At 58.1% G+C, this 23,177-nt stretch carries 26 protein-coding genes; 12 read left to right on the forward strand and 14 right to left on the reverse strand.

The features are described from left to right. Window positions 1–120: 120 nt before the first annotated feature. The 6 genes from rluB to RX972_RS19225 all read right to left on the reverse strand — a co-directional run bounded on the left by rluB (window position 121) and on the right by RX972_RS19225 (window position 4,971). Complete coding sequence (gene rluB / locus RX972_RS19200) at window positions 121–1,377, reverse strand: 23S rRNA pseudouridine(2605) synthase RluB (protein WP_316877640.1); 1,257 nt, start codon at window positions 1,375–1,377, stop codon at window positions 121–123. Window positions 1,378–1,574: 197 nt separating this feature from the next. Beyond that, complete coding sequence (locus RX972_RS19205; RefSeq protein ID WP_027898767.1) at window positions 1,575–1,766, reverse strand: DUF1289 domain-containing protein; 192 nt, start codon at window positions 1,764–1,766, stop codon at window positions 1,575–1,577. Window positions 1,767–1,868: 102 nt separating this feature from the next. Then, entirely contained in the window at window positions 1,869–2,636 is a 768-nt protein-coding gene (scpB, locus tag RX972_RS19210) for an SMC-Scp complex subunit ScpB (RefSeq protein WP_316877641.1), read from the reverse strand. A 10-nt stretch (window positions 2,637–2,646) separates the two neighbouring features. Next, window positions 2,647–3,345: a segregation and condensation protein A gene (locus RX972_RS19215; protein WP_176560658.1), complete on the reverse strand. Its 699-nt coding sequence runs from the start codon at window positions 3,343–3,345 to the stop codon at window positions 2,647–2,649. Between the two features lie 119 nt (window positions 3,346–3,464). Further along, complete coding sequence (locus tag RX972_RS19220) at window positions 3,465–4,094, reverse strand: L-threonylcarbamoyladenylate synthase (protein WP_027898167.1); 630 nt, start codon at window positions 4,092–4,094, stop codon at window positions 3,465–3,467. 13 nt (window positions 4,095–4,107) lie between these two features. Further along, window positions 4,108–4,971, reverse strand: coding sequence for a PHP domain-containing protein (locus RX972_RS19225; RefSeq protein ID WP_027898168.1), 864 nt, complete (start codon window positions 4,969–4,971; stop codon window positions 4,108–4,110). Between the two features lie 66 nt (window positions 4,972–5,037). Here RX972_RS19225 and RX972_RS19230 point away from each other — a divergent pair, with 66 nt between their 5' ends. The 6 genes from RX972_RS19230 to RX972_RS19255 all read left to right on the forward strand — a co-directional run bounded on the left by RX972_RS19230 (window position 5,038) and on the right by RX972_RS19255 (window position 9,338). Continuing rightward, complete coding sequence (locus tag RX972_RS19230) at window positions 5,038–5,640, forward strand: septation protein A (RefSeq protein WP_027898169.1); 603 nt, start codon at window positions 5,038–5,040, stop codon at window positions 5,638–5,640. Between the two features lies 1 nt (window position 5,641). Beyond that, on the forward strand, window positions 5,642–5,941 hold the full coding sequence (locus RX972_RS19235) for a YciI family protein (protein WP_099269603.1): 300 nt from the start codon (window positions 5,642–5,644) through the stop codon (window positions 5,939–5,941). A 178-nt stretch (window positions 5,942–6,119) separates the two neighbouring features. Then, entirely contained in the window at window positions 6,120–6,527 is a 408-nt protein-coding gene (locus RX972_RS19240; RefSeq protein WP_231665714.1) for a translation initiation factor 2, read from the forward strand. Between the two features lie 7 nt (window positions 6,528–6,534). Continuing rightward, window positions 6,535–7,212 (forward strand): response regulator transcription factor, encoded by a 678-nt coding sequence (locus RX972_RS19245; protein ID WP_027898172.1) that lies wholly within the window; start codon window positions 6,535–6,537, stop codon window positions 7,210–7,212. A gap of 285 nt (window positions 7,213–7,497) precedes the next feature. After that, window positions 7,498–7,935, forward strand: a complete 438-nt coding sequence (locus RX972_RS19250; protein WP_027900045.1) for an LTXXQ domain protein — start codon at window positions 7,498–7,500, stop codon at window positions 7,933–7,935. A gap of 65 nt (window positions 7,936–8,000) precedes the next feature. Continuing rightward, window positions 8,001–9,338, forward strand: a complete 1,338-nt coding sequence (locus tag RX972_RS19255; protein ID WP_316877642.1) for a HAMP domain-containing sensor histidine kinase — start codon at window positions 8,001–8,003, stop codon at window positions 9,336–9,338. Between the two features lie 166 nt (window positions 9,339–9,504). Here RX972_RS19255 and RX972_RS19260 read toward each other — a convergent pair whose 3' ends face one another. Beyond that, window positions 9,505–10,065 (reverse strand): nitroreductase family protein, encoded by a 561-nt coding sequence (locus tag RX972_RS19260; RefSeq protein WP_027900047.1) that lies wholly within the window; start codon window positions 10,063–10,065, stop codon window positions 9,505–9,507. A 162-nt stretch (window positions 10,066–10,227) separates the two neighbouring features. On the opposite strand from RX972_RS19260, the gene RX972_RS19265 reads away from it, so the two are divergent. Together RX972_RS19265 and RX972_RS19270 are read left to right on the forward strand one after the other, a co-directional pair. After that, window positions 10,228–11,682, forward strand: a complete 1,455-nt coding sequence (locus RX972_RS19265) for a TrkH family potassium uptake protein (protein WP_027900048.1) — start codon at window positions 10,228–10,230, stop codon at window positions 11,680–11,682. A gap of 80 nt (window positions 11,683–11,762) precedes the next feature. Next, the gene (locus RX972_RS19270) at window positions 11,763–12,074 is read left to right on the forward strand and encodes a DUF962 domain-containing protein (RefSeq protein ID WP_027900049.1); all 312 of its coding nucleotides are present in this window, start codon (window positions 11,763–11,765) and stop codon (window positions 12,072–12,074) included. Here RX972_RS19270 and RX972_RS19275 read toward each other — a convergent pair. Then, a complete protein-coding gene (locus tag RX972_RS19275; protein WP_027900050.1) occupies window positions 12,071–12,898 on the reverse strand; it encodes a UDP-2,3-diacylglucosamine diphosphatase in 828 nt (275 codons plus the stop codon). The genes RX972_RS19270 and RX972_RS19275 overlap by 4 nt on opposite strands. A gap of 387 nt (window positions 12,899–13,285) precedes the next feature. On the opposite strand from RX972_RS19275, the gene RX972_RS19280 reads away from it, so the two are divergent. Continuing rightward, window positions 13,286–14,167, forward strand: a complete 882-nt coding sequence (locus tag RX972_RS19280; RefSeq protein ID WP_231665712.1) for a DMT family transporter — start codon at window positions 13,286–13,288, stop codon at window positions 14,165–14,167. Here the strand turns inward: RX972_RS19280 and RX972_RS19285 are convergent. The 4 genes from RX972_RS19285 to recQ form a co-directional block, all read right to left on the reverse strand. Beyond that, window positions 14,161–14,457: a SelT/SelW/SelH family protein gene (locus RX972_RS19285; RefSeq protein WP_255877568.1), complete on the reverse strand. Its 297-nt coding sequence runs from the start codon at window positions 14,455–14,457 to the stop codon at window positions 14,161–14,163. The genes RX972_RS19280 and RX972_RS19285 overlap by 7 nt on opposite strands. Before the next feature lie 188 nt (window positions 14,458–14,645). After that, complete coding sequence (locus RX972_RS19290) at window positions 14,646–16,682, reverse strand: FimV/HubP family polar landmark protein (protein WP_316877643.1); 2,037 nt, start codon at window positions 16,680–16,682, stop codon at window positions 14,646–14,648. A 230-nt stretch (window positions 16,683–16,912) separates the two neighbouring features. Then, complete coding sequence (locus tag RX972_RS19295; protein ID WP_027900054.1) at window positions 16,913–17,347, reverse strand: MarR family transcriptional regulator; 435 nt, start codon at window positions 17,345–17,347, stop codon at window positions 16,913–16,915. A 296-nt stretch (window positions 17,348–17,643) separates the two neighbouring features. After that, a complete protein-coding gene (gene recQ / locus RX972_RS19300; RefSeq protein ID WP_099269596.1) occupies window positions 17,644–19,773 on the reverse strand; it encodes a DNA helicase RecQ in 2,130 nt (709 codons plus the stop codon). Window positions 19,774–19,960: 187 nt separating this feature from the next. Between recQ and RX972_RS19305 the strand changes: the two genes are divergently transcribed. The 3 genes from RX972_RS19305 to RX972_RS19315 all read left to right on the forward strand — a co-directional run bounded on the left by RX972_RS19305 (window position 19,961) and on the right by RX972_RS19315 (window position 21,351). Then, window positions 19,961–20,548: a YecA family protein gene (locus RX972_RS19305; RefSeq protein ID WP_027900056.1), complete on the forward strand. Its 588-nt coding sequence runs from the start codon at window positions 19,961–19,963 to the stop codon at window positions 20,546–20,548. A 10-nt stretch (window positions 20,549–20,558) separates the two neighbouring features. Beyond that, window positions 20,559–20,960, forward strand: a complete 402-nt coding sequence (locus RX972_RS19310; protein ID WP_263271111.1) for a YbaN family protein — start codon at window positions 20,559–20,561, stop codon at window positions 20,958–20,960. Window positions 20,961–21,153: 193 nt separating this feature from the next. Continuing rightward, window positions 21,154–21,351 carry a hypothetical protein gene (locus RX972_RS19315; RefSeq protein ID WP_316877644.1) on the forward strand — a complete coding sequence of 66 codons (198 nt, stop codon included), beginning with the start codon at window positions 21,154–21,156 and terminating at the stop codon, window positions 21,349–21,351. Between the two features lie 110 nt (window positions 21,352–21,461). On the opposite strand, the gene pap is transcribed toward RX972_RS19315, so the two are convergent. Both pap and RX972_RS19325 read right to left on the reverse strand, forming a co-directional pair. Continuing rightward, window positions 21,462–22,958, reverse strand: coding sequence for a polyphosphate:AMP phosphotransferase (gene pap, locus RX972_RS19320; RefSeq protein ID WP_316877645.1), 1,497 nt, complete (start codon window positions 22,956–22,958; stop codon window positions 21,462–21,464). Between the two features lie 27 nt (window positions 22,959–22,985). Then, window positions 22,986–23,177, reverse strand: a 192-nt coding sequence (locus tag RX972_RS19325) for a hypothetical protein (protein ID WP_316877646.1), incomplete at its 5' end; no start/stop codon positions are given.

Genomic DNA, 23,177 nt, shown 5'->3' on the forward strand with positions numbered 1-23,177 from the left:
CGGCTTAGCTCAGCCAGGTGAATACGTCGGGATCAAGTGTCACAAGGTCTTAGGCGGCATATGTCGGGGGCGAAAAAAAACGCCCGTCTTGCGAGGGGCGTTTCTTCTGACTGCTGAGGTTTACTGCGGCTTGCGACGACCGAAACCCGGGCGCTGACCCGAACCCGATGCCGGACCACGGCGTTTGCCGGACGGTGCGTCATCGACCAGGGTGATACCCGGACGTTTCGGCGACGGCTTGGCCGGACGCTTGTTCATGTCACTTGGACGCTCAGCCACTGGCGTGCCACGGCTGTGGTCGTTGCGAGTATCACTGCGACCACTGGCTGGACGTGGCGTGCGTGGCGCCGACTTGTTAGGGTCGTTGCGCTGACCACGGCCGGAATCCGTACGCGGTGCGGCTGGACGCTGGGCGCGATCACGGTCACTGCCGGTCACTTGCGGCTGACGTGGAGCACGCTCGCCAGTCGGAGCACCGTCCTTGGCCGGACGCAGGGTGCGCACGCGCTCGCCTTTGCCCAATGGACGAGACGACTGACGCTGCAAGCGCTCCATCTTGTCCTTGGTCTTGGCGTTCATCTGCGGCTGAGCCACGGGTGTGAGACCCACTTCAGCGCTGAGGATGTCCACCTCGTACTGGCTCATTTCGCGCCAGCGACCCATCGGCAGGTCGGAATTGAGGAACACCGGTCCGTAACGCACGCGCTTCAGACGGCTGACCACCAGGCCCTGGGATTCCCACAGACGACGCACTTCACGGTTACGACCTTCCATCACCACGCAGTGATACCAGTGGTTGAAGCCTTCACCGCCCGGCGCTTGCTGAATATCGGTGAAACGAGCCGGACCGTCTTCAAGAACTACGCCAGCCTTGAGCCGCGCGATCATGTCATCGTCCACTTCGCCACGTACACGCACAGCGTATTCACGGTCCATTTCGAAGGACGGGTGCATCAGGCGGTTCGCCAGCTCACCATCGGTGGTGAACATCAGCAGACCGGTGGTGTTGATGTCCAGACGACCGATGTTGACCCAACGGCCTTCTTTTGGACGCGGCAGGCGATCGAACACCGTCGGGCGACCTTCAGGGTCGTCACGGGTACAGATTTCACCGTCCGGTTTGTTGTACATGATGACGCGGCGCACCGTTTCGGCGGCCTCTTCGCGTTTGATGACGCGGCCGTCAACGGTAATCGCATCGTGCAGATCGACGCGTTGACCGAGGGTCGCGTCCTTGCCATTGACCTTGATCCGGCCCTGGCTGATCCAGGCTTCAACGTCGCGACGCGAGCCTACGCCAATACGTGCCAGGACCTTCTGCAGCTTTTCGCCTGCGGGTCCGATTTCCTGGCTGTCCTGCTTGTCTTGTTCACTCATCTGGGCACCTCCCGGTGTGTCGATTCAGGGGACGCCGAGGACCGGCGCAACCTGTTGCCTGGGCTGTGGATAGCCACGAGGCGTAATACTGAAAAACTTCTGGCGCTAAACTCATCACGAGCAGAATCGCCAAAAGGTCGCGAATGATACGCTCACATAACGCTTTGCGCATTAGACGCTAGACGAAAATTTGCGCCTTACTTCTTTTTCCGCCGACCGGCACCTTTAAAAGCCTTCATGCGAACGGCAGCTTCTTTCAGCACGTCACGGCGCTCGTCCTTGTCCATCTTCTTCCAGGCCTTGATTTCTTTCTTGCTGCGGCCACAGCCGATGCAGATATCGGCGTCGAATTTACAAAGGCTGATGCAGGGGTTCTTGGTATCGCTCATGAGTCGTGCCCTGCATGAATGAACGCTGTTTGACCTGCAGGAGCTGCCGAAGGCTGCGAAAGCGGTTTGTCTGAGGCACTGCTTCGCAGCCTTCGGCAGCTCCTACAGGGGATCGGTATCGTCCTCTGGCTTTTTATCCGCCTCATCCGGCAGCAAATCATCAAAGTCGATCTTCAGACCCTGCTCCATCGAGTCGAGTTCGACCAATAAGCTGCGGAAGCTGGTTTCGTCCCTCGGCGGCTCGGGCTTGGCGTCAGGATCGGCGCTGGCGTCCGCAAGAGCTTGCAGATGCGCAGGCACCGGAGCGTCTTCGAAATCCAGAACCGGGTCCGGCTCCAGCTCACGCAGATCAGCCAGCGGCGGCAGGTCGTCGAGATTTTTCAGGTTGAAGTGATCAAGAAACGCCTTGGTGGTGGCAAACATCGCAGGCTTGCCCGGGACTTCGCGATAACCGACCACCCTGATCCACTCGCGCTCCAGCAGGGTCTTCACAATATGGCTGTTGACTGCCACGCCGCGCACATCCTCGATTTCACCCCGAGTGATCGGTTGACGGTAGGCAATCAACGCCATGGTTTCCAGCATGGCTCGGGAATAGCGCTGCGGACGCTCTTCCCAGAGACGACCGACCCAAGGGGAAAACTTTTCGCGAATCTGCAGGCGATAACCGGAGGCCACTTCCTTGAGCTCGAAAGCCCTGCCCTCGCAGGATTTACCCAGCAAGTGCAGGGCTTTCTTGAACACCGGCGGCTCAGGGCGCTCGCCCTCTTCGAACAACTCGTAGAGACGCTCCAGCGATTGCGGCTTACCCGAGGCCAACAGAAAAGCTTCGAGCAGCGGAGCCAGCTCGCGGGGTTCGTTGAGATTCATTGATCAGCTCTTATTCGGCTCGCGCCCGCACATGGATGACTGCAAACGGTTCGTTCTGTACCAACTCCACCAGTGACTCCTTGACCAGTTCCAGAACGGCCATAAAAGTCACGACGACACCCAGGCGCCCCTCTTCGGCAGTAAACAGCTCGGCAAACGGCACAAAGCCGCCACCTTTGAGTCGTTCCAGCACATCACTCATGCGCTCACGGGTGGAAAGCGCTTCGCGGCTGACCTGGTGGCTTTCAAACATGTCGCCACGGCGCAGCACTTCCGCCATGGACATCAATAACTCTTCGAGGCTGACTTCCGGCAACAGCTTGCGGGCCCGCGCTTCAGGCGCATCAAGTTTGGGCACGACGACGTCACGACCGACACGGTTCAACTGGTCGATACCTTCGGCGGCCACCTTGAAACGCTCGTATTCCTGCAGACGACGGATCAGCTCGGCGCGCGGGTCATCTTCCTCCTGCTCTGCCTCGGCAGAACGCGGCAGCAGCATGCGCGACTTGATCTCGGCCAGCATGGCGGCCATCACCAGATATTCGGCAGCCAGTTCCAGGCGCACCGTCTTCATCAGCTCGACGTAGCCCATGTACTGCTTGGTGATTTCGGCCACCGGGATATCAAGGATGTCGATGTTCTGCTTGCGGATCAGGTACAGCAGCAAGTCCAGTGGACCTTCGAACGCCTCCAGAAAGACTTCCAGCGCATCCGGCGGAATGTACAGATCCATCGGCATCTGCGTGACCGCCTGGCCGTAGACCATGGCGAACGGCAGTTCCTGCTGAGCGTCGGCCTGACTGTCGACGGCTTCTACGCTGCTCATTAAACCTCGACACCGAAAGGTGAAGGGTCGCCGCAACCGACACGGACCACTTCAGGCTCGTCACCGGTCAGATTGATCACTGTCGAGGCAGAAATACCGCCCATGCCGCCATCGATGATCAGATCGACCTGACGCTCAAGGGTCTGGCGCATTTCATAGGGATCGCTCATCGGCACGCTTTCCCCCGGCAGGATGAGGCTGACACTCATCAGCGGCTCGCCCAGCTCTTCCAGCAACGCCTGAGCGATGGGGTGCTTCGGTACCCGCAGGCCGATGGTCCGGCGCTTGGGGTGCAGAATCAGCCTCGGCACTTCGCGGGTAGCGTTGAGGATGAACGTGTACGGGCCCGGCGTATGGGCCTTGAGCGCCCGAAAGGCACCGGTATCGACTTTCGCGAACAGCCCCAGCTGGGACAGATCACAGCACATCAACGTGAAGTTGTGCTTGTCGTCCAGTTGCCGAAGACGGCGAATGCGCTCGATGGCGCTTTTATCGCCGAGCTGGCAGCCCAATGCGTATGACGAATCAGTGGGATAGATCACCAAACCGCCCGCTTTGATAATTTCCACGGCCTGTTTGATCAGGCGCGCTTGCGGGTTCTCCGGGTGGACCTGGAAAAATTGACTCACGGTATCTTCCTGTTCAGAAGGCAGCAGTAGACTGATCATGTTTGAACCGGGACCAAAGGGGCGGCAGGTCTTCGGGCACAGGACGATAGGTGCCTATCTCGGACCAGCCACCAGGAGCATGGAAGTCACTGCCGGCAGACACCAGCAGGCCAAATTCACGCGCCAGAATGGCCAGGGTTCCAACCTGTTCGGCAGGTTGCAGGCCATTGACTACTTCAATCGCATGACCGCCCGCTTCAATAAACGCGGCGACCAGCTTACGACGCTTACTACGGGTGAAATCATAATGCACGGGGTGCGCAAGACTGACCCAGGCCCCGGATTCCCGCAAGGTGCCGACGGTTTCTTCCAGCGTAGGCCAATGTTGTTTCACATCGCCCAGTTTGCCCGCCCCCAGCCATTTACGAAAAGCCTCGGCGCGGTCCTTGACGAAACCGGCGCGCACCATGAAGTCCGCGAAGTGCGGACGAGCCGGTGCATTGCCGCTGTCGCCGAGCTCCTGCTGGATGGCCCGAGCACCTTCCAGCGCCCCGGGCATACCTTTGATCGCCAATTTGCGACTGATTTCTTCGGCCCGCAACCAGCGGCCGTCATGCAAACGAGCAATAGCCGCCACCAGAGCCGGTGCATCCATCGCAAAGCCGTAGCCCAGAATATGGATGGTCGCACCGCCCCAGGTGCAGGAAAGCTCAACCCCGTTTACCAGTTGCATACCCAGTGAAAGCGCCGCAGTACGGGCTTCTTCCAGGCCTTCGAGGGTGTCGTGATCCGTCAGGGAAAGGACGCGCACGCCATTCTCGTAAGCACGGGCAACCAGAGCCGTAGGCGCAAGTGCGCCATCGGAGGCGGTGCTGTGGCAGTGCAAGTCAACATTCATAGGTAGCGCTTTCGCTGTCATTGATGTTTGTTATTATGCCGTCACATCCTGCTTCTGGCTGCCATTGTGAAACAATTCATCGACTTCATCCCGCTGCTGCTGTTTTTCATCGTCTACAAAATAGAGCCTCGTGCTGTCGAAATCCTCGGCAACACTTACACGCTGGGCGGTATTTTCAGTGCGACCGCCATGTTGATCATCAGTTCGGTGGTGGTCTACGGCATTCTGTTTTTCAAACAGGGCAAGCTGGAAAAAAGCCAGTGGCTGACACTGGTTGCCTGTCTGGTGTTCGGTAGCCTGACCCTGGCCTTCCACAGCGAGACTTTTCTCAAATGGAAAGCCCCGGTGGTGAACTGGCTGTTCGCGCTGGCATTTGCCGGTAGCCACTTCATCGGCGACCGCCCGTTGATCCAGCGCATCATGGGGCACGCGCTGAGTCTGCCGAAGCCAATCTGGACCAGACTGAACATCGCCTGGATCATCTTCTTCCTGTTCTGCGGTGCGGCCAACCTTTATGTGGCGTTCACTTATCAGGAATTCTGGGTGGACTTCAAAGTATTCGGCAGCCTGGGCATGACCCTGGTGTTCCTGATCGCTCAGGGCCTGTACCTTGCCAAACACATGCAAGACCCGGCTTCCCCGCCGCCAACGACAAAAACCGAGGACTGACATGCTCTACGCAATCATTGCCACAGACGTCGAAAACTCCCTGGAAAAACGCCTGAGCGTACGTCCTGCCCATCTGGATCGCCTCAATGCGCTCAAAGATGAAGGCCGTCTGATTCTGGCAGGCCCCAACCCGGCGGTGGACAGCAACGACCCTGGCGCAGCAGGCTTCTCCGGTAGCCTGATCGTTGCCGAGTTCGAATCCCTGAGCGCGGCAAAAAGCTGGGCCGAGGCGGATCCTTTCGTAATAGCTGGCGTGTACGCCAATGTCGTCGTGAAGCCTTTCAAGAAAGTGCTGCCTTAAGCATTCCCGCCTGCATCGTGTCGTAATCGCTGCCAGCCCAGGGCAGCGATTACAGATTCTCCCCCTCTGACGCTAATCATTCTCAACGCCCTGCCGACAACCTGCTGAATGTTCTATAAAAATACTGCCGCCCAGAAATGCGGTCGTCGAAAACACGGACGCGGAAACAGGAGTTCAGATGCGGGCATGTCTGCTGATTGCTGTATTGGTAATGGGTGCCACGGCGGCCCAGGCCGAGGAAACAAGTGGTTCGGGTAACTCCTATGCGTTGCCGCTGCCGACCACTGCTGCTCAGATCAGTGATCTCCAACAGCGTCTCAAGGAAAGTGAGCGCCAGCGCGAAGATCTTCTCAAACAGGTACAGAACGCCGACGCCGCCCGCGAGAGCGCCCAGCTCAGTCGTCTGCGTCAAGAGAACCAAAGGCTCAAGTTGCAGCTCAAAGAAGCACAATCGGCTGAACCGCAACGTATCCTGAGTGAACAGCAACAATGGTTCGTCACCGGAGGGGGTGTTGCGCTGATAGCCCTCCTGTGCGGTATCTTTGCCCGCGGTGGACGTAAGCAGCGTCGACAGTGGCTAAATTGAGTGAGACATGAGCGAGCTGTTACTTATTGATGATGATCAGGAGCTGTGTGAGCTTCTGAGTAGCTGGTTGAGCCAGGAAGGTTTTCTGGTTCGTGCCTGCCATGACGGCCAAAGTGCCCGTCGCGCCCTCGCCGAATCCGCGCCAGCGGCGGTGGTTCTGGACGTCATGCTTCCGGACGGCAGCGGCCTGGAATTACTCAAGCAATTGCGCAACGATCACCCTGATCTGCCGGTATTGATGCTCTCGGCCCGTGGTGAGCCGCTGGACCGGATTCTGGGACTGGAACTGGGCGCCGATGACTACCTGGCCAAACCCTGCGACCCTCGCGAACTGACCGCTCGCCTGCGCGCCGTGCTGCGTCGCAGCCATCCGACGGCCGTGTCGACCCAGCTTGAACTCGGCGACCTGAGTTTCAGCCCGGTGCGCGGCGTGGCGATCATCAACGATCAGGAACTGGTCCTTACCATGTCGGAAAGCCGTTTGCTCGAAGCTTTGCTGCGCCAACCGGGTGAACCACTGGACAAGCAGGAACTGGCGCAACTGGCGCTGGGGCGCAAACTGACCCTTTATGACCGTAGCCTGGACATGCACGTGAGTAACCTGCGCAAGAAAATCGGCCCGCATCCTGACGGCCGTCCGCGAATAGTGGCGTTGCGTAGCCGGGGTTATTACTACAGCGTGTAGTCACTTGGGCGCTGCATCCCGGCAGGAACAGTGCTTATGTGGCAGAGCTCGTGTGGGAGCAGAGCTTGCTCGCGATAAGGGCACCGCGATCGACAATAAACCGCGTCCAGCCTTATCGCGAGCAAGCTCTGCTCCCACAACATCCCCCAAGTTAAATTCTATATGTCAGCCCAGTCACTTCCCCTCTTTACCAAGGCTTTACAGTAGCCTGACCGCTCTTGACCTTGATCTCCCTAAACTGGCCTCAACCGGCAACGAGCCGGATTCGAGACAAGGAGATACACCATGCGCAAGACTCTGATCGCTTTGATGTTCGCTGCTGCCCTGCCTACCGTTGCAATGGCTGCACCTGGCGATGGCCCTGGTTTCGGTCCAGGCCCTGACGGTCCACGTGCTGGCATGCACCATGACCGCGGCCCCTTCGGCAAGCTGGACCTGACCCCCGAACAGCGCCAACAGATCGGCAAACTGATGGGCGAGCGAATGCACGACCGCAAGGACATCACTGAAAAGTATCTGGCCAAGCTGTCGCCAGCTGACCAGAAAGCCATGAAAGACGAACTGGACGCCAAGCGCACCAAAACCGATAGCGATATCCGTGCGCTGCTCAAGCCTGACCAGCAGAAGGAATTCGACGAAATGCAGAAAGAGCGCGCAGCAAAAATGGCCGAACGCGCTGAATTCGAAGCGTGGAAGGCGCAAAAAGCGCAAAAAGCCCAGTAAGCTACTGATCCACCTGAACCCGGCACTCCCCAAGCGTGCCGGGTTTTCCTATTTGAGGTTGTCCCGTGCGTTCATTGTTCTGGCGAATTCTGGCTAGCTTCTGGCTGGCCATTGCCCTGGTTGCAGGGCTGTCGATCCTGCTCGGCCACATGCTTAATCAAGACGCGTGGATCCTCAGCCGTCACCCGCTGCTGAGTCATCTGCCGCAAAAGTGGACCGAGCAGTATGAAAACCAGGGTGCGGACGCCGCACAGGACTACCTGCAAAGCCTCAAACGCAAAAAGCACATAGATGTTCAGGTCCTCAACGATGTTGGCGATCCGGTGGTACGGGGTACTCTCTCACCTCGTGCTGCGGCACTTGAAGCCCGTCAGGGCGATAATCCAGGACCGCTTCCGTGGCGTCGCCTGACGACGGAATACACCAGCGAAAAAACCGGCGAAACCTACCTGTTCATCTATCGCATCCCTCACCCGGAGCTGGATGCGTGGCACCGCGACAGCCTGATGTGGCCGCTCAGCGCGCTGGGTATTGCCCTGGTGGTGCTGACCTTGTTCAGCCTGCTGGTGACCTTGTCCATCACTCGCCCCCTCAGCCGTTTGCGCGGCGCGGTGCATGATCTTGGGCAAACCACTTATCAACAAAACAGCCTCGCGCAACTGGCGAATCGCCGGGATGAATTCGGCGTGTTGGCCACTGACTTCAATCGCATGGGCGCGCGGCTGCAGAGTCTGATCGGCAGTCAGCGCCAGTTGCTGCGCGATGTGTCCCATGAATTGCGCTCGCCACTGGCCCGTTTGCGTATCGCACTGGCGCTGGCAGAACGGGCGGAACCGGCCGAACGGGAAAAGCTCTGGCCGCGCCTCAGCCGCGAATGTGATCGTCTGGAAGCGCTGATCAGCGAAATCCTCGCTCTGGCACGCCTTGATGCGCAACTGAGCAGCGCTGAGCCTATTGATCTCAACGCATTGCTTCTGCGCCTCAAGAACGATGCAAATCTGGACGGTAACGATCAACAAATCGCCGTGAGCGTTGAGCCCAATCTGCATCTGCAGGGCTGGCCTGACATGATTGAGCGGGCCACTGACAATCTGTTGCGTAACGCTTTGCGCTTCAACCCGGCTGGCAAGCCGATAGACATTCAGGCAAAACGGGTCGGCGACCGGCTACAGCTGAGTGTGCGCGATCATGGACCTGGCGTAGCGGCTGAGCACCTGACGCAACTGGGCGAGCCGTTTTACCGCGCCCCCGGCCAGGCCGCACCGGGGCACGGCCTGGGTCTGGCAATTGCTCGTCGCGCCGCGCAACGTCATGGCGGGGAATTGATTCTGGGTAATCATCCCGAGGGCGGGTTTCTGGCGATTATTGATTTGCCAGCGGAGCCAGCGGGTTCGGGGCAGTAATAGAACGGGGCGTGTGGAAAACCCGGATCTGTGCAGACTGTGTGGGAGCGAATTCATTCGCGAAGGCAATGTTACAGCCGACGAAATTGCATCGAATGTACTGGCCTCTTCGCGAATAAATTCGCTCCCACAGGGATAACGTTTTCAGTCCAGTACCAACTCAGCCCTAACCCTGCCACTCACTCACAAAATCTACCACATCCACTTTCGCAGCAACCCGTGGCGGGTTCTGTGGCGTGCCCAGATACAGGAAGGCGATCACTTCTTCGTCATCCGCCAGGCCGAAACCTTTGGCGACGAGTGGTGAATACGACAACTCGCCGGTACGCCACACCGCCCCGACGCCCAGCGCGTAGGACGCCAGCAACACGCTATGGGCCGCACAGCCCGCAGTAATCAGTTGCTCAGCCTTCGGCACCTTGTAGTGATCCTGCAGACGGGCAACGACAACCACCACCAGCGGCGCGCGCAATGGACCAAGACGTGCTTTGTCCAATGCTTGCGGGGTCACTTCCGATCCGCTGGCCTGCAACGCCTGGGCAAGCAAGTCCCCCATACGCTCACGGGCTGCGCCTTCCACGGTGATAAAACGGAATGGCCGCAGCTGGCCGTGATCCGGCGCGCGCATGGCGGCACTGAACAGTATTTCGCGCTGGGCTGCATCCGGGGCCGGGTCGATCAATCGCGGGACCGAGACACGATTGAGCAATACGTCGAGCGCCTCCATGGGCTACCTCCTTGAAAAATGATGGGCCATTCTAGAGCCTGTGCACCCGGATAACGAACTGCCGAGGCAATTACTTACACACTGCGGCGTACAGGCCACGGTTTACTTGCCGTGGGCCGCAGGTAGAATGGCGCCTTTCCCCGAACTAGTCAGAGTGACTGCATGGCGTTGCCGACCCTTCGCATCATCGGTTTCATTATCGGCATATTCCTGATCACTCTGGCCATCGCCATGGTCGTGCCCATGGTGACCCTGGTGATCTACGATCGCTTTGAAGACCTGCGATCTTTCCTGTGGGCCAGTCTGCTGACGTTCATGGCCGGTCTTGCGTTGATCACTCCGGGACGACCGGAACACGTGCATCTGCGTCCGCGAGACATGTACTTGCTGACGGTATCCAGCTGGATCGTCGTCTGCGTGTTCGCCGCCCTGCCGTTTCTGCTCACCCAGCACATCAGTTACACAGACTCGTTCTTTGAAAGCATGTCCGGCATTACCGCGACCGGCTCTACCGTGCTCAGCGGCCTGGACACCATGTCGCCGGGCATCCTCATCTGGCGCTCGATGCTTCACTGGCTGGGCGGGATCGGCTTTATCGGCATGGCGGTAGCCATTCTGCCCCTGCTGCGTATCGGTGGCATGCGCCTGTTCCAGACCGAATCTTCCGACCGCTCGGAAAAGGTCATGCCCCGCTCGCACATGGTGGCCAAGTTCATCGTACTGGCCTACGTCAGCATTACCGCGCTGGGCAGCCTGGCCTTCTGGGCGGCGGGCATGAGCCTGTTCGATGCGATCAACCACGCCATGTCTGCCATCTCGACGGGCGGATTTTCCACCTCTGACCTGTCCCTGGCCAAATGGCCGGAACCTGCCGTGCATTGGGTCGCCATTGTGGTGATGATCCTCGGTAGCCTGCCGTTCACCTTGTATGTGGCAACCCTGCGGGGTAACCGCGGCGCCCTGTTTCGTGATGAACAGGTTCGCGGGCTGTTGGGTTTATTGCTGGTTACCTGGCTTGTACTGGGCGCGTGGTACTGGGCGACCACTGATCTGCCATGGTACGACGCACTCCGTCACGTGGCCCTGAACGTGACATCCGTCGTAACCACCACCGGTTTCGCCCTCGGCGATTACAGCCTGTGGGGCAACTTCGCGCTGATGTTTTTTTTCTACCTGGGCTTTATCGGTGGCTGCTCCGGCTCCACCGCTGGCGGCGTGAAAATATTCCGCTTTCAGGTAGCCTACATTCTGCTCAAGGCCAACCTCAATCAGTTGATCCACCCGCGTGCAGTGCTCAAGCAGACGTATAACGGCCACCGCCTGGACGACGAAATCGTCCGTTCGATCCTGACGTTCTCGTTCTTCTTCACCATCACGATCTGCGGCATCGCCCTGTTGCTGTCGCTGCTGGGGCTCGACTGGATGACGGCACTGACCGGCGCTGCAAGTACCGTGTCCGGCGTAGGTCCTGGCCTGGGTGAGACCATCGGCCCGGCAGGTAACTTCGCCACCCTGCCAGACGCGGCGAAGTGGATTCTGTCAGGAGGCATGCTGCTGGGACGTCTTGAGATTATTACCGTGCTGGTGCTGTGCATTCCGGCATTCTGGCGTCACTGATCGTAATGGCGTTTAATGTCAACTGACGCAAAGCCAGCTGACATTAAACCCAATAGCGCCAACGATCAGGAACTCCAGCCATGGAAACCACCAAGTCGTTTACCCGCTTCGCCGATTTCTACCCTTACTATCTGCAGGAACACCGCGACAGCGCCTGCCGTCGTCTGCACTTCGTGGGCACCAGTCTGGTTATTTTCCTGCTGGCCTTTGTGATTGGCAGCGGCAGTTGGAGCCTGATCTGGCTCGTGCCGCTGGCGGGATATGGCTTCGCCTGGGTTGGCCATTTCTTCTTCGAGAAAAACCGCCCTGCCACGTTCAAGCATCCGCTTTACAGTCTGCTGGGCGATTTTGTGATGTACCGAGACATGCTGACGGGCAAGGTACCGTTCTAGACCACCGGCTCGCTGGCCTCAAGCGCTTCCTCAGCAAGCGGTTCCTTGTGCTTGAGATGAGCATCCGCGAGCCGAAACAGCTCAATAGTGCCGTCCAGATGCTCGATCAACGCCGTACAGGATTCGACCCAGTCACCGCAGTTCAGGTATTCCACTCCACCGACCCTGCGCATCTCGGCATGGTGGATATGCCCACATACCACGCCATCCAGGCCGCGCTTGACGCACTCATGGGCGATGGCTTCTTCAAAGTCACTGATGAAACTGACGGCAGTCTTCACCTTGTGCTTTAGATAAGCCGATAAAGACCAGTAACCGTAGCCATACTTCGCCCGCCAGTGGTTCAGCCAGCGGTTGAGTGTCAGGGTGAATTCATAGGCCGAGTCGCCCAGAAACGCCAGCCAGCGGTGATAGCGGGTGATTACGTCAAACTGGTCGCCGTGGATAACCAGAAAACGACGCCCGTCAGCAGTGACATGCTCGGCTTCATCCACCAGATGGATATTGCCCAGAATCAGTTTCGAATAGCGGCGCAAAAACTCATCGTGGTTGCCGGTGACATAGATCACCTCGGTGCCGCGTTTGCTCATGGTCAGCAAGCGGCGGATCACATTTGTGTGAGCCTGTGGCCAATACATGCCGCCCCGCAGCTTCCAGCCGTCGATGATATCGCCGACCAGATAGACCTTGTCAGCCTGATAGCCTTTGAGGAAGTGGGTCAGGTGTTCCGCCTGGCAATCCCGCGTGCCCAAATGCACATCGGAAATCCACAAAGTGCGAACGCGTTGCTTACGGCTGGGTTTGGCAAGCTGAGCACTGGTCATGAACCATCTCCTGCTGGGTTTGCATGAGAGTGCCCGGTGCCGGTTAATCGAATGTGACCGGGTTGTGGCAATGTCATGACAATGCACAGGAATAGTTGGACTGAATGCTTCAGGGCGGGCGCTGGTAGACTGCTGCGAGGCGACCATACACCCGTTCGGGATTACGGCTATCTTCAGGATGCTCTGGTGCCCAGTGGGAGCGAATTCATTCGCGAACAGGCAGGCACTCCTGACAAAAATTTATCGCCTGAAATACCGCTTTCGCGAATGAATTCGCTCCCACAGGATTTGGTTAACAACCAGACATAACGACTACTGACAACACCCCGTTCGGTGCTGGACAGTGCGTTTTCCAGACCACCTGCATTGCAGTGACTAAGGATCAGCATGACTCCCCGCTCCGCCTTGGGCGCCTTGCATATCGGCGCATTGATGTTTGGCCTGACTGGCGTCTTCGGCAAACTGGCCAGCGCATCACCCTCCGTCATTGTCTTCGGTCGCGGAATCTTCGCCGTTATAGCCCTGGCGTTCTTCGCCCGCTTTGCCAGCAATACTGCATGGAAAACCTTGCAGCGCGCCGATTGGGCGCGCCTGTTACTTGCAGGCGTGTTGTTGGCCGCGCACTGGGTGAGTTTTTTCATCGCGGTGAAAGTCGCCGGCGTCGCTGTCGCCACTTTGGGCTTCGCCAGCTTCCCGGCCTTCACGGTGATACTCGAAGGGCTACTGTTCCGTGAACGCATCCGCAGCAATGAAATCATTCTGGTGGTGCTGGTCAGTGTCGGACTGGTGCTGGTCACACCCGAATTCAATCTGGCCAGTGAGGCCACCAGCGGTCTGTTATGGGCAGTTTTTTCCGGGCTGACTTTTTCGTTGCTTTCGCTGGTCAATCGCGTCAGCTCGAAAAACGTCCCGCCGGTGCAGGCTGCGCTGTATCAGAATCTGATCGTTGCAGCGTGCCTGCTGCCGATGGCCGCGCCTGAACTGGGCAGTGTTCCTGCGCTGGACTGGCTGTGGATAGGTCTACTGGGCGTGTTCTGCACCGGCTTGGCTCACAGCCTTTTCGTGGCCAGTCTGGGAGTGATCAAGGCGCGGACTGCAGCGGTGGTTTTTGCGATGGAGCCGGTTTACGGCATCACCTTCGCCTGGCTGCTATTTGCCGAAATTCCCACCCTGAGCATGCTGCTGGGCGGTGCACTGATCATCATCGCCATTGTGGTTTCAGGCTTGATGAGCAGTAAAACAAAACCTCAGGCAGCCACGACTCACTGAACCGGCATGGTCTTGTCGTTGTGCCCCAGATCACGCTGAGGATCAATCTGATCACGAACCCGCTGCTTGAGTACCTTTGCCTCGGGGAATCCACCATCGGCCTTTCGCTCCCATAACTGCACGCCGTCACAGGTGATGATGAATACACCGCCAGTCCCGGGTTGCAGTGAGACCTTGCCCAAGTCATCGGAAAAGGTACTGAGCAACTCCTGAGCCAGCCATGCTGCGCGCAATAGCCACTGGCATTGCGTGCAGTAGGTGATGACGATTTCAGGTTTCACGGTAGACATGGAAAGAATCTCAGGGACTAACTACAAATTGAATTAACAGCGGTTCTGTTGGAGCGAGGCTTGCCCGCGAAGAACGATAATGCGGTGTGTCTGACTTACCGAGTCGCCCGGTTCGCGGGCAAGCCTCGCTTCAGCAGCATCACTGTCTGCTTCTCGACAGCCTGGAGCCATTAACACTGGGATGGCTCCTACAAACCGGCCAGGAGATCACGAGCCGTCTGTTGGTGTTCGTCATCAGACTCATCAATCACTTGCTGCAGCAGCTCGCGAGCGCCCTCGATATCGCCTTCATCGATCAGCACTTGAGCCTGATTGACCTTGCTCAGAGGGACCTCTTCAAGATCAAGCAGGTCGAACTCGCCCGACTCATCCATGAAGCCATCCAGGAATGAGTCGTCGAGAGCGTCACTGTTTGACTCGATGATCCCCTCTTCTTCAGGGAAATCACTGAGGAAGCGATCATCCGGAATTTCCTCCACGCCGGGCAGCTCGGTGAGATTCGACGAGAATTCGGGCTCGTGAACCGTCACCTGCTCTGTCGGTGCTTCAGCTCGCACAGCCACCGGCTTGTCGAATGGATCCACCAAATCCCAGTCGGCATCCATCGACAAGTCATCCAGGTTCAACTGAAAATCATCGAACGCAGGTTCAGGATGGACCGCTGCGGCGGTATTCTCATCAAGCTGAGCGGGCTCGTCTTTCGCAACTTCTTTAGCAACTTCGGCCGCAACAACTGCTGCCGCTACGGGCGCTGCGGCACGTACCACCGGAGTGACACTGGAAGCTTCCTCGGCGGGCTTGAGCTGTGGATAACGTGATCGAATTTGCTGAAGCTGTTCAGCGTCCACGCCATTCTCCAGAGCAAGCAGTTCTTCCTGAGCAAAACCTGCTGAGTCCCCCTGCTCTGCCAGCAACTCGAGAATGCGCACACGAATATCCGTCCGCTCGGGCTGCTTGACCAACGCATCGCGCAAAATCCCCATGGCCTCGGCAAACCGCCCATAAGCAATGTAGATACTGACGCCATCCAGCGCATCGGTACTGCCTGCGGCCGCACGGGCCGGGGCCGGGCGTGAAGGCGCCGGAGCCGTGACAACAGGCGTTGGCACTCTGGCGGCTGCGGCTGGCGTGTCGTAAGTCGGGACAACCGGCTCACGGGCCGGGTTACTCAAGGTTGGATCGACGACGGCTGGCTTGGGCATGGATTGCTTGCGCCGGTTACGTTGCACTGACCAGGCAAGCACGAGCAGCAAGAGCAGAATCGCCAGAGCACCCACCAGCAGCGGCGAGGTCAGCAAAGAATCCTCCTGCGGCTGTGGACCGGCAGTCGGCACTGCGGCAGGCGTATCGACCGGTGCGGGTACTGCTGGAGCAGGCTGTGCCGTGGCGCCACGACTCTCCGCCAACTCGGTCTGCAAGCTGACTATCTGCTTGTCCTTGCCATCAATGGACGCCTGCATGCCCTCCAATTGAACGCGCAGGTCATCCACGGTCTTGGTCAGCAGCTGATTTTCGATGGCTGAAACGGCGAGCTGCTCAGCGCCACGCTGGGCCTGGGCTGTTGGTTGCGGAGCTGCTGCTGTTGATGCGGGCGCAGGATTACTGTTGGGCAAAACTGCTGCATCAGGCAGCAACAAACTCTGTCCGACCTTCAGCGCCGTGCTGTCGCCGTTAGGAAAGGCCTGAGGATTGAGCGCCTTGATACCGTCAGCAAGTCGTCCTGCCGAAGCACTGCCGCCCGATCCCTGCATGCGTCGTGCGATGGAGTTGAGCGTATCTCCGCCCACCACCGAGTAGCGCTTCCCTTCCAGTGCCACGGGTGGTGCAACCGGCATTCGTGACTGCTCGGCGCCTGGTGTCGCGGACGCCCGGGGCCTTCCCGCCACCGCAGCACGCCCCTGCTCAGACGTCGCCGGGTCCAGCAGCAACGTGTATTCATGCAGCATATCGCCGCCTGGCCGTATGACTTGTACCAGGAATTGCAAGTAAGGCTCGGTGACCGGTTTGCTTGATACCACGCGAATCACGCCGCGATTACCGCGGATGACCGGCGTGAAACGAAAATCATTGAAGAAGAACACCCGGTCGACTCCCGCGCGGGCAAATTCTTCCGGCGAGGCCAGTCTTGCGACGATGTCATCGGCACTCAGGCCTGCGGTTTCCACCAATTCGATTTCAGCATTCAGCGGCTGATTGAGGGCCGAGTGCAGGGTGATATCGCCCATGCCCAATGCGGATGCCAACGTCGAGTACAACATCGATGCCGAAGATAAAGCCGCGACTATGAAGCCGCGACGTAAAGCGGTCCTGGCAAAACCTGATCGTGTAGCCGCCTGAGAGCTGTTGCGCATACGAACCCTTATCGAAACCTGAAAAGGCTTCTTTGCATATTCAATATATGGCGTGGACTTCAATGTCTTGGCTGCAAGTATGAGCGAGAAGCAGCGTGTGTGCCTCAGGATCTTTCGAGGTTCGCGAGGATACGCGTATGAACGCGCATGCAAACCCGCAGCTCCTCTTCATCGATACCCGCAAACAGCTCGACCCGCAATGCCGTGGCGATGGCTTCGATCTTCTGGATCAAAGGCCAGGCGGTGTCGCACAGGACGATTTTCTTCGCCCGGCGATCTTCAGCTACTGCATGGCGCTGAACCAGACTCTGCGCTTCAAGGCTGTCGAGCAAACGTGCGAGTGTCGGACCTTCAACACCCACACTCTGCGCCAGTTCGCGCTGGGTTGGCGGCTCCTGAAAACGGGCGAGATGCAGCAGCACCAACCAGCGCGCCTGAGACAGCCCAAGATCGGCAAGGCGTCGATCCAGCTCAGCACGCCAGCCTCGGGACATATGAGCCAGTTGCATACCGAAGCGATGTTCATCTGTCATTGGCATAGAAAACTCGTGGTCGATACTAATTATTAGTCAGCTAACCATGGCGTCAGGATTGAGGCAAGTGAGGTGTTGTAAGTAGATGAATTGGAGATGTGCGACCTGCAGGGTAGTGCTATGTGGGAGATACCCAGCTCAGCCTGCCAATCTGATATACGACGCGAAACTTGTGAGACCGAATTTATTCGGGAAGTCGGTGTTTCAGGCGATACATACGCTGCGAATGTACCGGCCCCTTCGCGAATCAATTCGCCCCCACCGGAATAGTGTTCCAGCTCAAGCGATAAAGCCGGGTTGCATCAAACCTCGAACTCAGCCTGCAGCGCAGCGCGTACACAATACAGAACACCCTCAGGCACGCGCCCGGTGAACTGTTCGGCGATGGCGGCCACGGGAGGTAACTCGCCCTCGCCGTCGAGAAATGCATCCTGAATTTCGCCAAGCAGGTCTTCCGGCAAATCCAGTGCCTGCTCCAGCGAAAGCTGCTGCTTGCCGATGGCTTCAGCCAACATGCTGTAGACGTTCTTCTCGGTGCACTGCAACTGGCCGGCAATCTGCGCCGGGGTCATACCGGCACGGGCCAGACTGATGAGTTCGTGGCGCACATCAGCCACAACTTTCGGCGCTTCGGCAGCACCGCCCAGCACTTCAAGGAAGGCCTCGCCGTAACGCTCCAGTTTGCGTGCACCGACGCCGCTGACCTGGGCCATGTCAGACATGGTTTCCGGTTTGCTGCGCAGCATTTCCAGCAACGTCGAATCCGGGAAAATAACGTAAGGCGGCACGCCATGCTCTTCGGCCAGCTTGCGACGCAGGGCACGCAACGCTTCCCACTGTTCGCGCTCTTCGCCGCGCACCAGTTGACTGGCCGGGCTGCCGGAGCTGCTTTTCGCGGTGGTCTGCGGTTTCAGATCGCGACGCAGCTCCAGCGTCACTTCGCCCCGCAACAAAGGACGACAGGTGTCGCTCAAGCGCAGGCCGCCGTAGCCTTCCAGATCAATATCAGCCAGCCCACGGGCAACCAGCTGGCGGAACAACGAACGCCACTCGCCCTCGGCGCGCGCCTTGCCGACGCCAAACACCGAAAGGTGTTGATGGCCGAAGCTCTGTACCTTCTCAGTGGATTTACCCAGCAATACATCGACCAGATGACCCACGCCATAACGCTGGCCGGTGCGATAGATCGCCGATAACGCCTGACGCGCAGGCTCGGTGGCATCCCAGGTCTGAACGCCATCAACACAGTTGTCGCAATGACCGCAGGGCTGAGGCATGTCTTCGTCGAAATAGGCCAACAGCGTCTGACGGCGGCAACGGGTCTCTTCGCACAGCGCCAGCATGGCATCCAGCTTGTGATGCTCCAGACGTTTGTGCCGTTCGTCGCCCTCGGAGTTCTGCAACATCTGCTTGAGCATCAGCACGTCTTGCAGGCCGTAGGCCATCCACGCATCGGCAGGCAGACCATCACGCCCCGCCCGACCGGTTTCCTGGTAATACGCCTCAAGCGACTTGGGCAAGTCCATGTGCGCAACAAACCGCACGTTGGGTTTGTCGATGCCCATGCCGAACGCGATGGTCGCAACCATGATCAGGCCTTCCTCATTAAGGAAGCGCTTCTGGTTCGCGGCTCGGGTTTCTGAAGGCAAACCGGCATGATAAGGCAGCGCCGGATAACCGTTTTCACACAGGAACGCGGCGACTTCGTCGACTTTTTTGCGCGACAGGCAATAGACGATACCGGCATCGCTGCGCCGCTCGGACAAAAACGCCAACAGCTGCTTGCGCGGCGACTCCTTGGGCACGATGCGATAAAAAATATTCGGCCGGTCAAAGCTGGACAGGAAACGTTCGGCGTTCTGCAAATGCAGCCGGGTAACGATTTCCTCACGGGTACGCTTGTCTGCCGTAGCGGTCAGGGCAATACGCGGCACATCGGGGAACAGTTCAGCCAACTGACCCAGCTGCAGGTATTCAGGGCGGAAGTCATGACCCCACTGGGATACACAGTGAGCTTCATCGATGGCGAACAGGGCAATCTGCAGATTCTGCAGAAAAGCCAACATGCGCGGCTGGACGAGACGCTCCGGGGCCAGATACAGCATCTTGATTTCGCCCAGACGAATCCGGTTGGCCAGTTCGCGCTGCTGGTCCGCGCTCAAGGTCGAGTTCAGCGCCGCCGCCGAAACGCCCAGCTCTTCTAGGGTCGCGACCTGATCGTCCATCAGGGCGATCAAGGGTGATACCACTACCGCCAGGCCGTCACGCAGCAGGCCGGGCACCTGAAAGCACAGCGACTTGCCACCGCCAGTGGGCATCAATACCAGCGCATCACCGCCGCTGGCCACGCGTTCAATAATGGCACCCTGGCGACCACGGAAGCTGTCATAACCGAAGATGTCTTTAAGTACGCGTTGCGCCTGTTCGAGCATAAAAACCCCAGAATGTCCTGCTGCACTGCTAAAGCGCGGCAGTATACCCGACGTGTCACAGGCAAGGGGTGGCATGGATATAAGCGGTCGAAATTAAGCTATAGCGTAATGCGTCTGCCTCCGCGCTGGCGCCCGGGACGCTCAGGGCCTAGAATTCAGCATCGTTTATTTTCAAGGTAGCCTGTCAATGTCCTTCGCTGAGCAACTAAACCGCCTCCAAGTCTTCCTCGATGCAGATGAACTGCATGACGAGGCACTGGACTACGTGGCCGCTCATGGCTACCTGACCGCCCTTTCGATCTGTGCTGAAAGCGTGCCTGAGCGTGAGTGGATCGATGCGCTGTTCTCCGAGCCACCCCATTACGCCGATGACGCCCAGCGCGAAGAGATCGAAGGTACGCTGATCCAGTTGCAGGCGCACATCGCTCGCCAACTGGCTTCAGACGAAGAATTCGAACTGCCATGCGATCTGGATCTGGGCGACGAGCCGGACGATTCAGATCTGCGCGGCTGGTGCATCGGTTTCATGGAAGGCGTGTTCCTGCGCGAAAGCGCCTGGTTCGAAACTGCCGAGGAAGAAGTCAGCGAAATGCTGTTGCCCATCATGGTCGGTTCGGGTCTGTTCGATGAGCAGCCTGAGTTCTCCGATATCGCCGCAGATGCCAATCTGATGGACGACATGATCGTGCAGATCCCGGAAGCGCTGACAGCGCTGTACTTGCTGTGCCAGGCACCGGACGAGAAACCGGCAATTCTCAAGCCCCGCCACCACTGAGTCTGCGCCTATGGCGCAAGCCTCACCACGCACGAGCCCTAATCGGTTCGTGCGGTATGCCTTTCTTGGCGTTGGCTGGATAAGCGTGACGTTGGGGGTGATCGGTATTTTCCTGCCGATCATGCCCACCACGCCTTTTCTACTGCTTGCCGCCGCCTGCTTTGCTCGCAGCTCTCCACGCTTTTATAACTGGCTGGTCAATCACAAACGACTAGGCCCGTGGATTCGTGGCTATCTGGAAGGCAACGGAATTCCGCTCAAGGGCAAGGTCTACGCGATTGTCACCATGTGGATCAGCATCGGGTTTTCCTGTTATCTCGTGCCCAACATTTGGGCAAGGGTATTTATGGTGACCTGTGCGGTATTAGTCACGATTTATATCTTGCGGCAGAAGACACTGCACAAGGCTTGATTCACGCCCAGCCAACCCTCTAATACCCGCCAGATCTCATGCGTTTTTTTCGGTATAAGCGTTATGAGAAAAACGTCTTGGCGACTCCTAAAGTTGTTCTTAGCTGTGATGTTACAAACCTGATACGGTTTTAAACGCATAGATCGTCAGTTTTTTGGCAAACAAGAACAGACTTACTTAGGGAGAAGTATTCATGCGCGATTTGACCCCGCTCTACGGTGCTGTCGTGTTGGCGGTAGCCAGTGTTCAAGGGCAGACCATGCCGTTGGCCGATTTGATTCAAAACAGCTTCCCCGACAGGCAGCAAATGGATGTCGTCGAAAGCGGTTACCTGCCCGCAGTTGAAGTGGCCCGTTACCGGAGTGATGAATCACAGACTCTTCAAGGGTAACCGTGACTAGGGACGCCTGTTTCGGAGCCTGCAAGGGCTGACAGGTTTTAGATGACGCACTACTTGTTGGAGCTGAGCAAGCTCGGCTCCAACAGATAGCCCGGCGCGCCCTACTTCTTCTTGTCCCGGGCGAACGCCGCTTCCAGCGCCTCATTCAGTATGCGCAAGACCTTCACTCGCGCCCAGCGTTTGTCATTGGCTTCAACCAGTGTCCACGGCGCGATTTCAGTGCTGGTGCGGTCCACCATGTCCCCCACCGCCTCACGGTACTGCGGCCACTTTTCGCGGTTGCGCCAGTCTTCGTCGGTGATCTTGTGCCGCTTGAAAGGGATCTTTTCCCGGGCCTTGAATCGCTCCAGCTGGGTTTTGTCGTCGATGGCGAGCCAGAACTTGACCACCACAATCCGGGCATCGGTCAATTGCTCTTCGAAGTCATTGATCTCGCCATAGGCCCGTAACCAGTCGGCCTCGCTGCAGAAACCCTCAACCCGTTCCACAAGCACCCGACCGTACCAGGAGCGGTCGAAAACGGTAAATTTGCCCCGCGCCGGAATCTGCCGCCAGAAGCGCCAGAGATAGGGCTGGGCGCGCTCGTCTTCACTGGGTGCCGCAATCGGTACGATGTTGTATTGACGTGGATCGAGTGCAGCAGCGACACGCCGGATAGCACCGCCCTTTCCCGCCGCGTCATTGCCTTCGAATACAGCAACCAAGGCATGCTTACGCATGCGTTTGTCACGAATATTGCCCGAAAGACGCGCCTGCTCGGTAATCAACTGCTCTTCGTAATCGTCCTTCTCCAGGCTCAAACTCATGTCGAGGCTACCCAGCAGGGTCACGTCGTCGTGGTTATGCGCCAGAGGTCCAACGCTCAACGGTTGAGCGTTGGGCTCGGGAGCGTTCAGCGCTGCCTGCATACCCTCAAGCAACAATCTGCCCACGGTCAGGCTACGGTAATACGGATCAACGCCTTCAATGACATGCCACGGCGCGTACTCGCGGCTGGTACGCCGCAAAACGCGCTCGCCGTATCGAACAAACTTGTCGTAGGTTTTCGATTGTTGCCAGTCCAGCGGGCTGATGCGCCAGCTATGCAGCGGGTCATCCTTGAGCTGCTTGAGGCGCGATTTCATCTGTTTCTTCGACAGATGAAACCAGAATTTGAAAATCAACGCGCCTTCGTCGGTGAGCATTTTTTCAAGACGTTCGGAGCCATTGATTGCCTGATCCAGCACCGCATCCTTGAACAACCCATGAACCCGCCCCTGGAGCATCTGGCTGTACCAGTTGCCGAAGAAAACGCCCATACGGCCTTTGGCTGGCAATTGCCGCCAATAGCGCCAGGCGGTGGGATGCGCCAGCTCTTCATCGGTTTGCTGATCGAAGGTGCGCACTTCGATGAAACGCGGGTCCATCCATTCATTCAACAGCTTGACCGTCTCGCCCTTGCCCGCGCCTTCAATGCCATTGATCAGGACGATGATCTGACGTTTGCCCTGCTCATGGAGATCGTATTGCGCCTCCAGTAACGCTTCACGCAAGGCGGGCACTTCAGCATCATAAGTTTCCTTGGCGATGGCGTGACCGATTTCAGCGGATTCGAACATGCGTGACTCCTCTCTGGCCTGGACCCTTTAAACATCTGATACGGCGATACTCTGTGGGAGCCGAGCTTGCTCGCGATGAACGATGACGCGGTTGTCTAGATAGACCGCACCGCCTGTATCGCGGGCAAGCCCGGCTCCTATCAAAAAAAATATAACTATCTGATTTGGAATGCTTTTTACTGTAGGAGTGAGCTTGCTCGCGATAGCTCCAGTACAGGC

This window comes from Pseudomonas syringae group sp. J309-1, from assembly GCF_032582135.1.
Taxonomy (GTDB): Bacteria; Pseudomonadota; Gammaproteobacteria; order Pseudomonadales; family Pseudomonadaceae; genus Aquipseudomonas; species Aquipseudomonas quasicaspiana.

Excerpts from the sequence above, each read along its gene's own strand:
- rluB (WP_316877640.1), bottom strand. The coding sequence starts at position 1,377 with ATGAGTGAACAAGACAAGCAGGACAGCCAGGAAATCGGACCCGCAGGC.
- RX972_RS19205 (WP_027898767.1), bottom strand. The coding sequence starts at position 1,766 with ATGAGCGATACCAAGAACCCCTGCATCAGCCTTTGTAAATTCGACGCC.
- scpB (WP_316877641.1), bottom strand. The coding sequence starts at position 2,636 with ATGAATCTCAACGAACCCCGCGAGCTGGCTCCGCTGCTCGAAGCTTTT.
- RX972_RS19225 (WP_027898168.1), bottom strand. The coding sequence starts at position 4,971 with ATGAATGTTGACTTGCACTGCCACAGCACCGCCTCCGATGGCGCACTT.
- RX972_RS19235 (WP_099269603.1), top strand. The coding sequence starts at position 5,642 with ATGCTCTACGCAATCATTGCCACAGACGTCGAAAACTCCCTGGAAAAA.
- RX972_RS19240 (WP_231665714.1), top strand. The coding sequence starts at position 6,120 with ATGCGGGCATGTCTGCTGATTGCTGTATTGGTAATGGGTGCCACGGCG.
- RX972_RS19245 (WP_027898172.1), top strand. The coding sequence starts at position 6,535 with ATGAGCGAGCTGTTACTTATTGATGATGATCAGGAGCTGTGTGAGCTT.
- RX972_RS19250 (WP_027900045.1), top strand. The coding sequence starts at position 7,498 with ATGCGCAAGACTCTGATCGCTTTGATGTTCGCTGCTGCCCTGCCTACC.
- RX972_RS19260 (WP_027900047.1), bottom strand. The coding sequence starts at position 10,065 with ATGGAGGCGCTCGACGTATTGCTCAATCGTGTCTCGGTCCCGCGATTG.
- RX972_RS19265 (WP_027900048.1), top strand. The coding sequence starts at position 10,228 with ATGGCGTTGCCGACCCTTCGCATCATCGGTTTCATTATCGGCATATTC.
- RX972_RS19270 (WP_027900049.1), top strand. The coding sequence starts at position 11,763 with ATGGAAACCACCAAGTCGTTTACCCGCTTCGCCGATTTCTACCCTTAC.
- RX972_RS19275 (WP_027900050.1), bottom strand. The coding sequence starts at position 12,898 with ATGACCAGTGCTCAGCTTGCCAAACCCAGCCGTAAGCAACGCGTTCGC.
- RX972_RS19280 (WP_231665712.1), top strand. The coding sequence starts at position 13,286 with ATGACTCCCCGCTCCGCCTTGGGCGCCTTGCATATCGGCGCATTGATG.
- RX972_RS19285 (WP_255877568.1), bottom strand. The coding sequence starts at position 14,457 with ATGTCTACCGTGAAACCTGAAATCGTCATCACCTACTGCACGCAATGC.
- RX972_RS19290 (WP_316877643.1), bottom strand. The coding sequence starts at position 16,682 with ATGGGCGATATCACCCTGCACTCGGCCCTCAATCAGCCGCTGAATGCT.
- RX972_RS19295 (WP_027900054.1), bottom strand. The coding sequence starts at position 17,347 with ATGCCAATGACAGATGAACATCGCTTCGGTATGCAACTGGCTCATATG.
- recQ (WP_099269596.1), bottom strand. The coding sequence starts at position 19,773 with ATGCTCGAACAGGCGCAACGCGTACTTAAAGACATCTTCGGTTATGAC.
- RX972_RS19305 (WP_027900056.1), top strand. The coding sequence starts at position 19,961 with ATGTCCTTCGCTGAGCAACTAAACCGCCTCCAAGTCTTCCTCGATGCA.
- RX972_RS19310 (WP_263271111.1), top strand. The coding sequence starts at position 20,559 with ATGGCGCAAGCCTCACCACGCACGAGCCCTAATCGGTTCGTGCGGTAT.
- RX972_RS19315 (WP_316877644.1), top strand. The coding sequence starts at position 21,154 with ATGCGCGATTTGACCCCGCTCTACGGTGCTGTCGTGTTGGCGGTAGCC.
- pap (WP_316877645.1), bottom strand. The coding sequence starts at position 22,958 with ATGTTCGAATCCGCTGAAATCGGTCACGCCATCGCCAAGGAAACTTAT.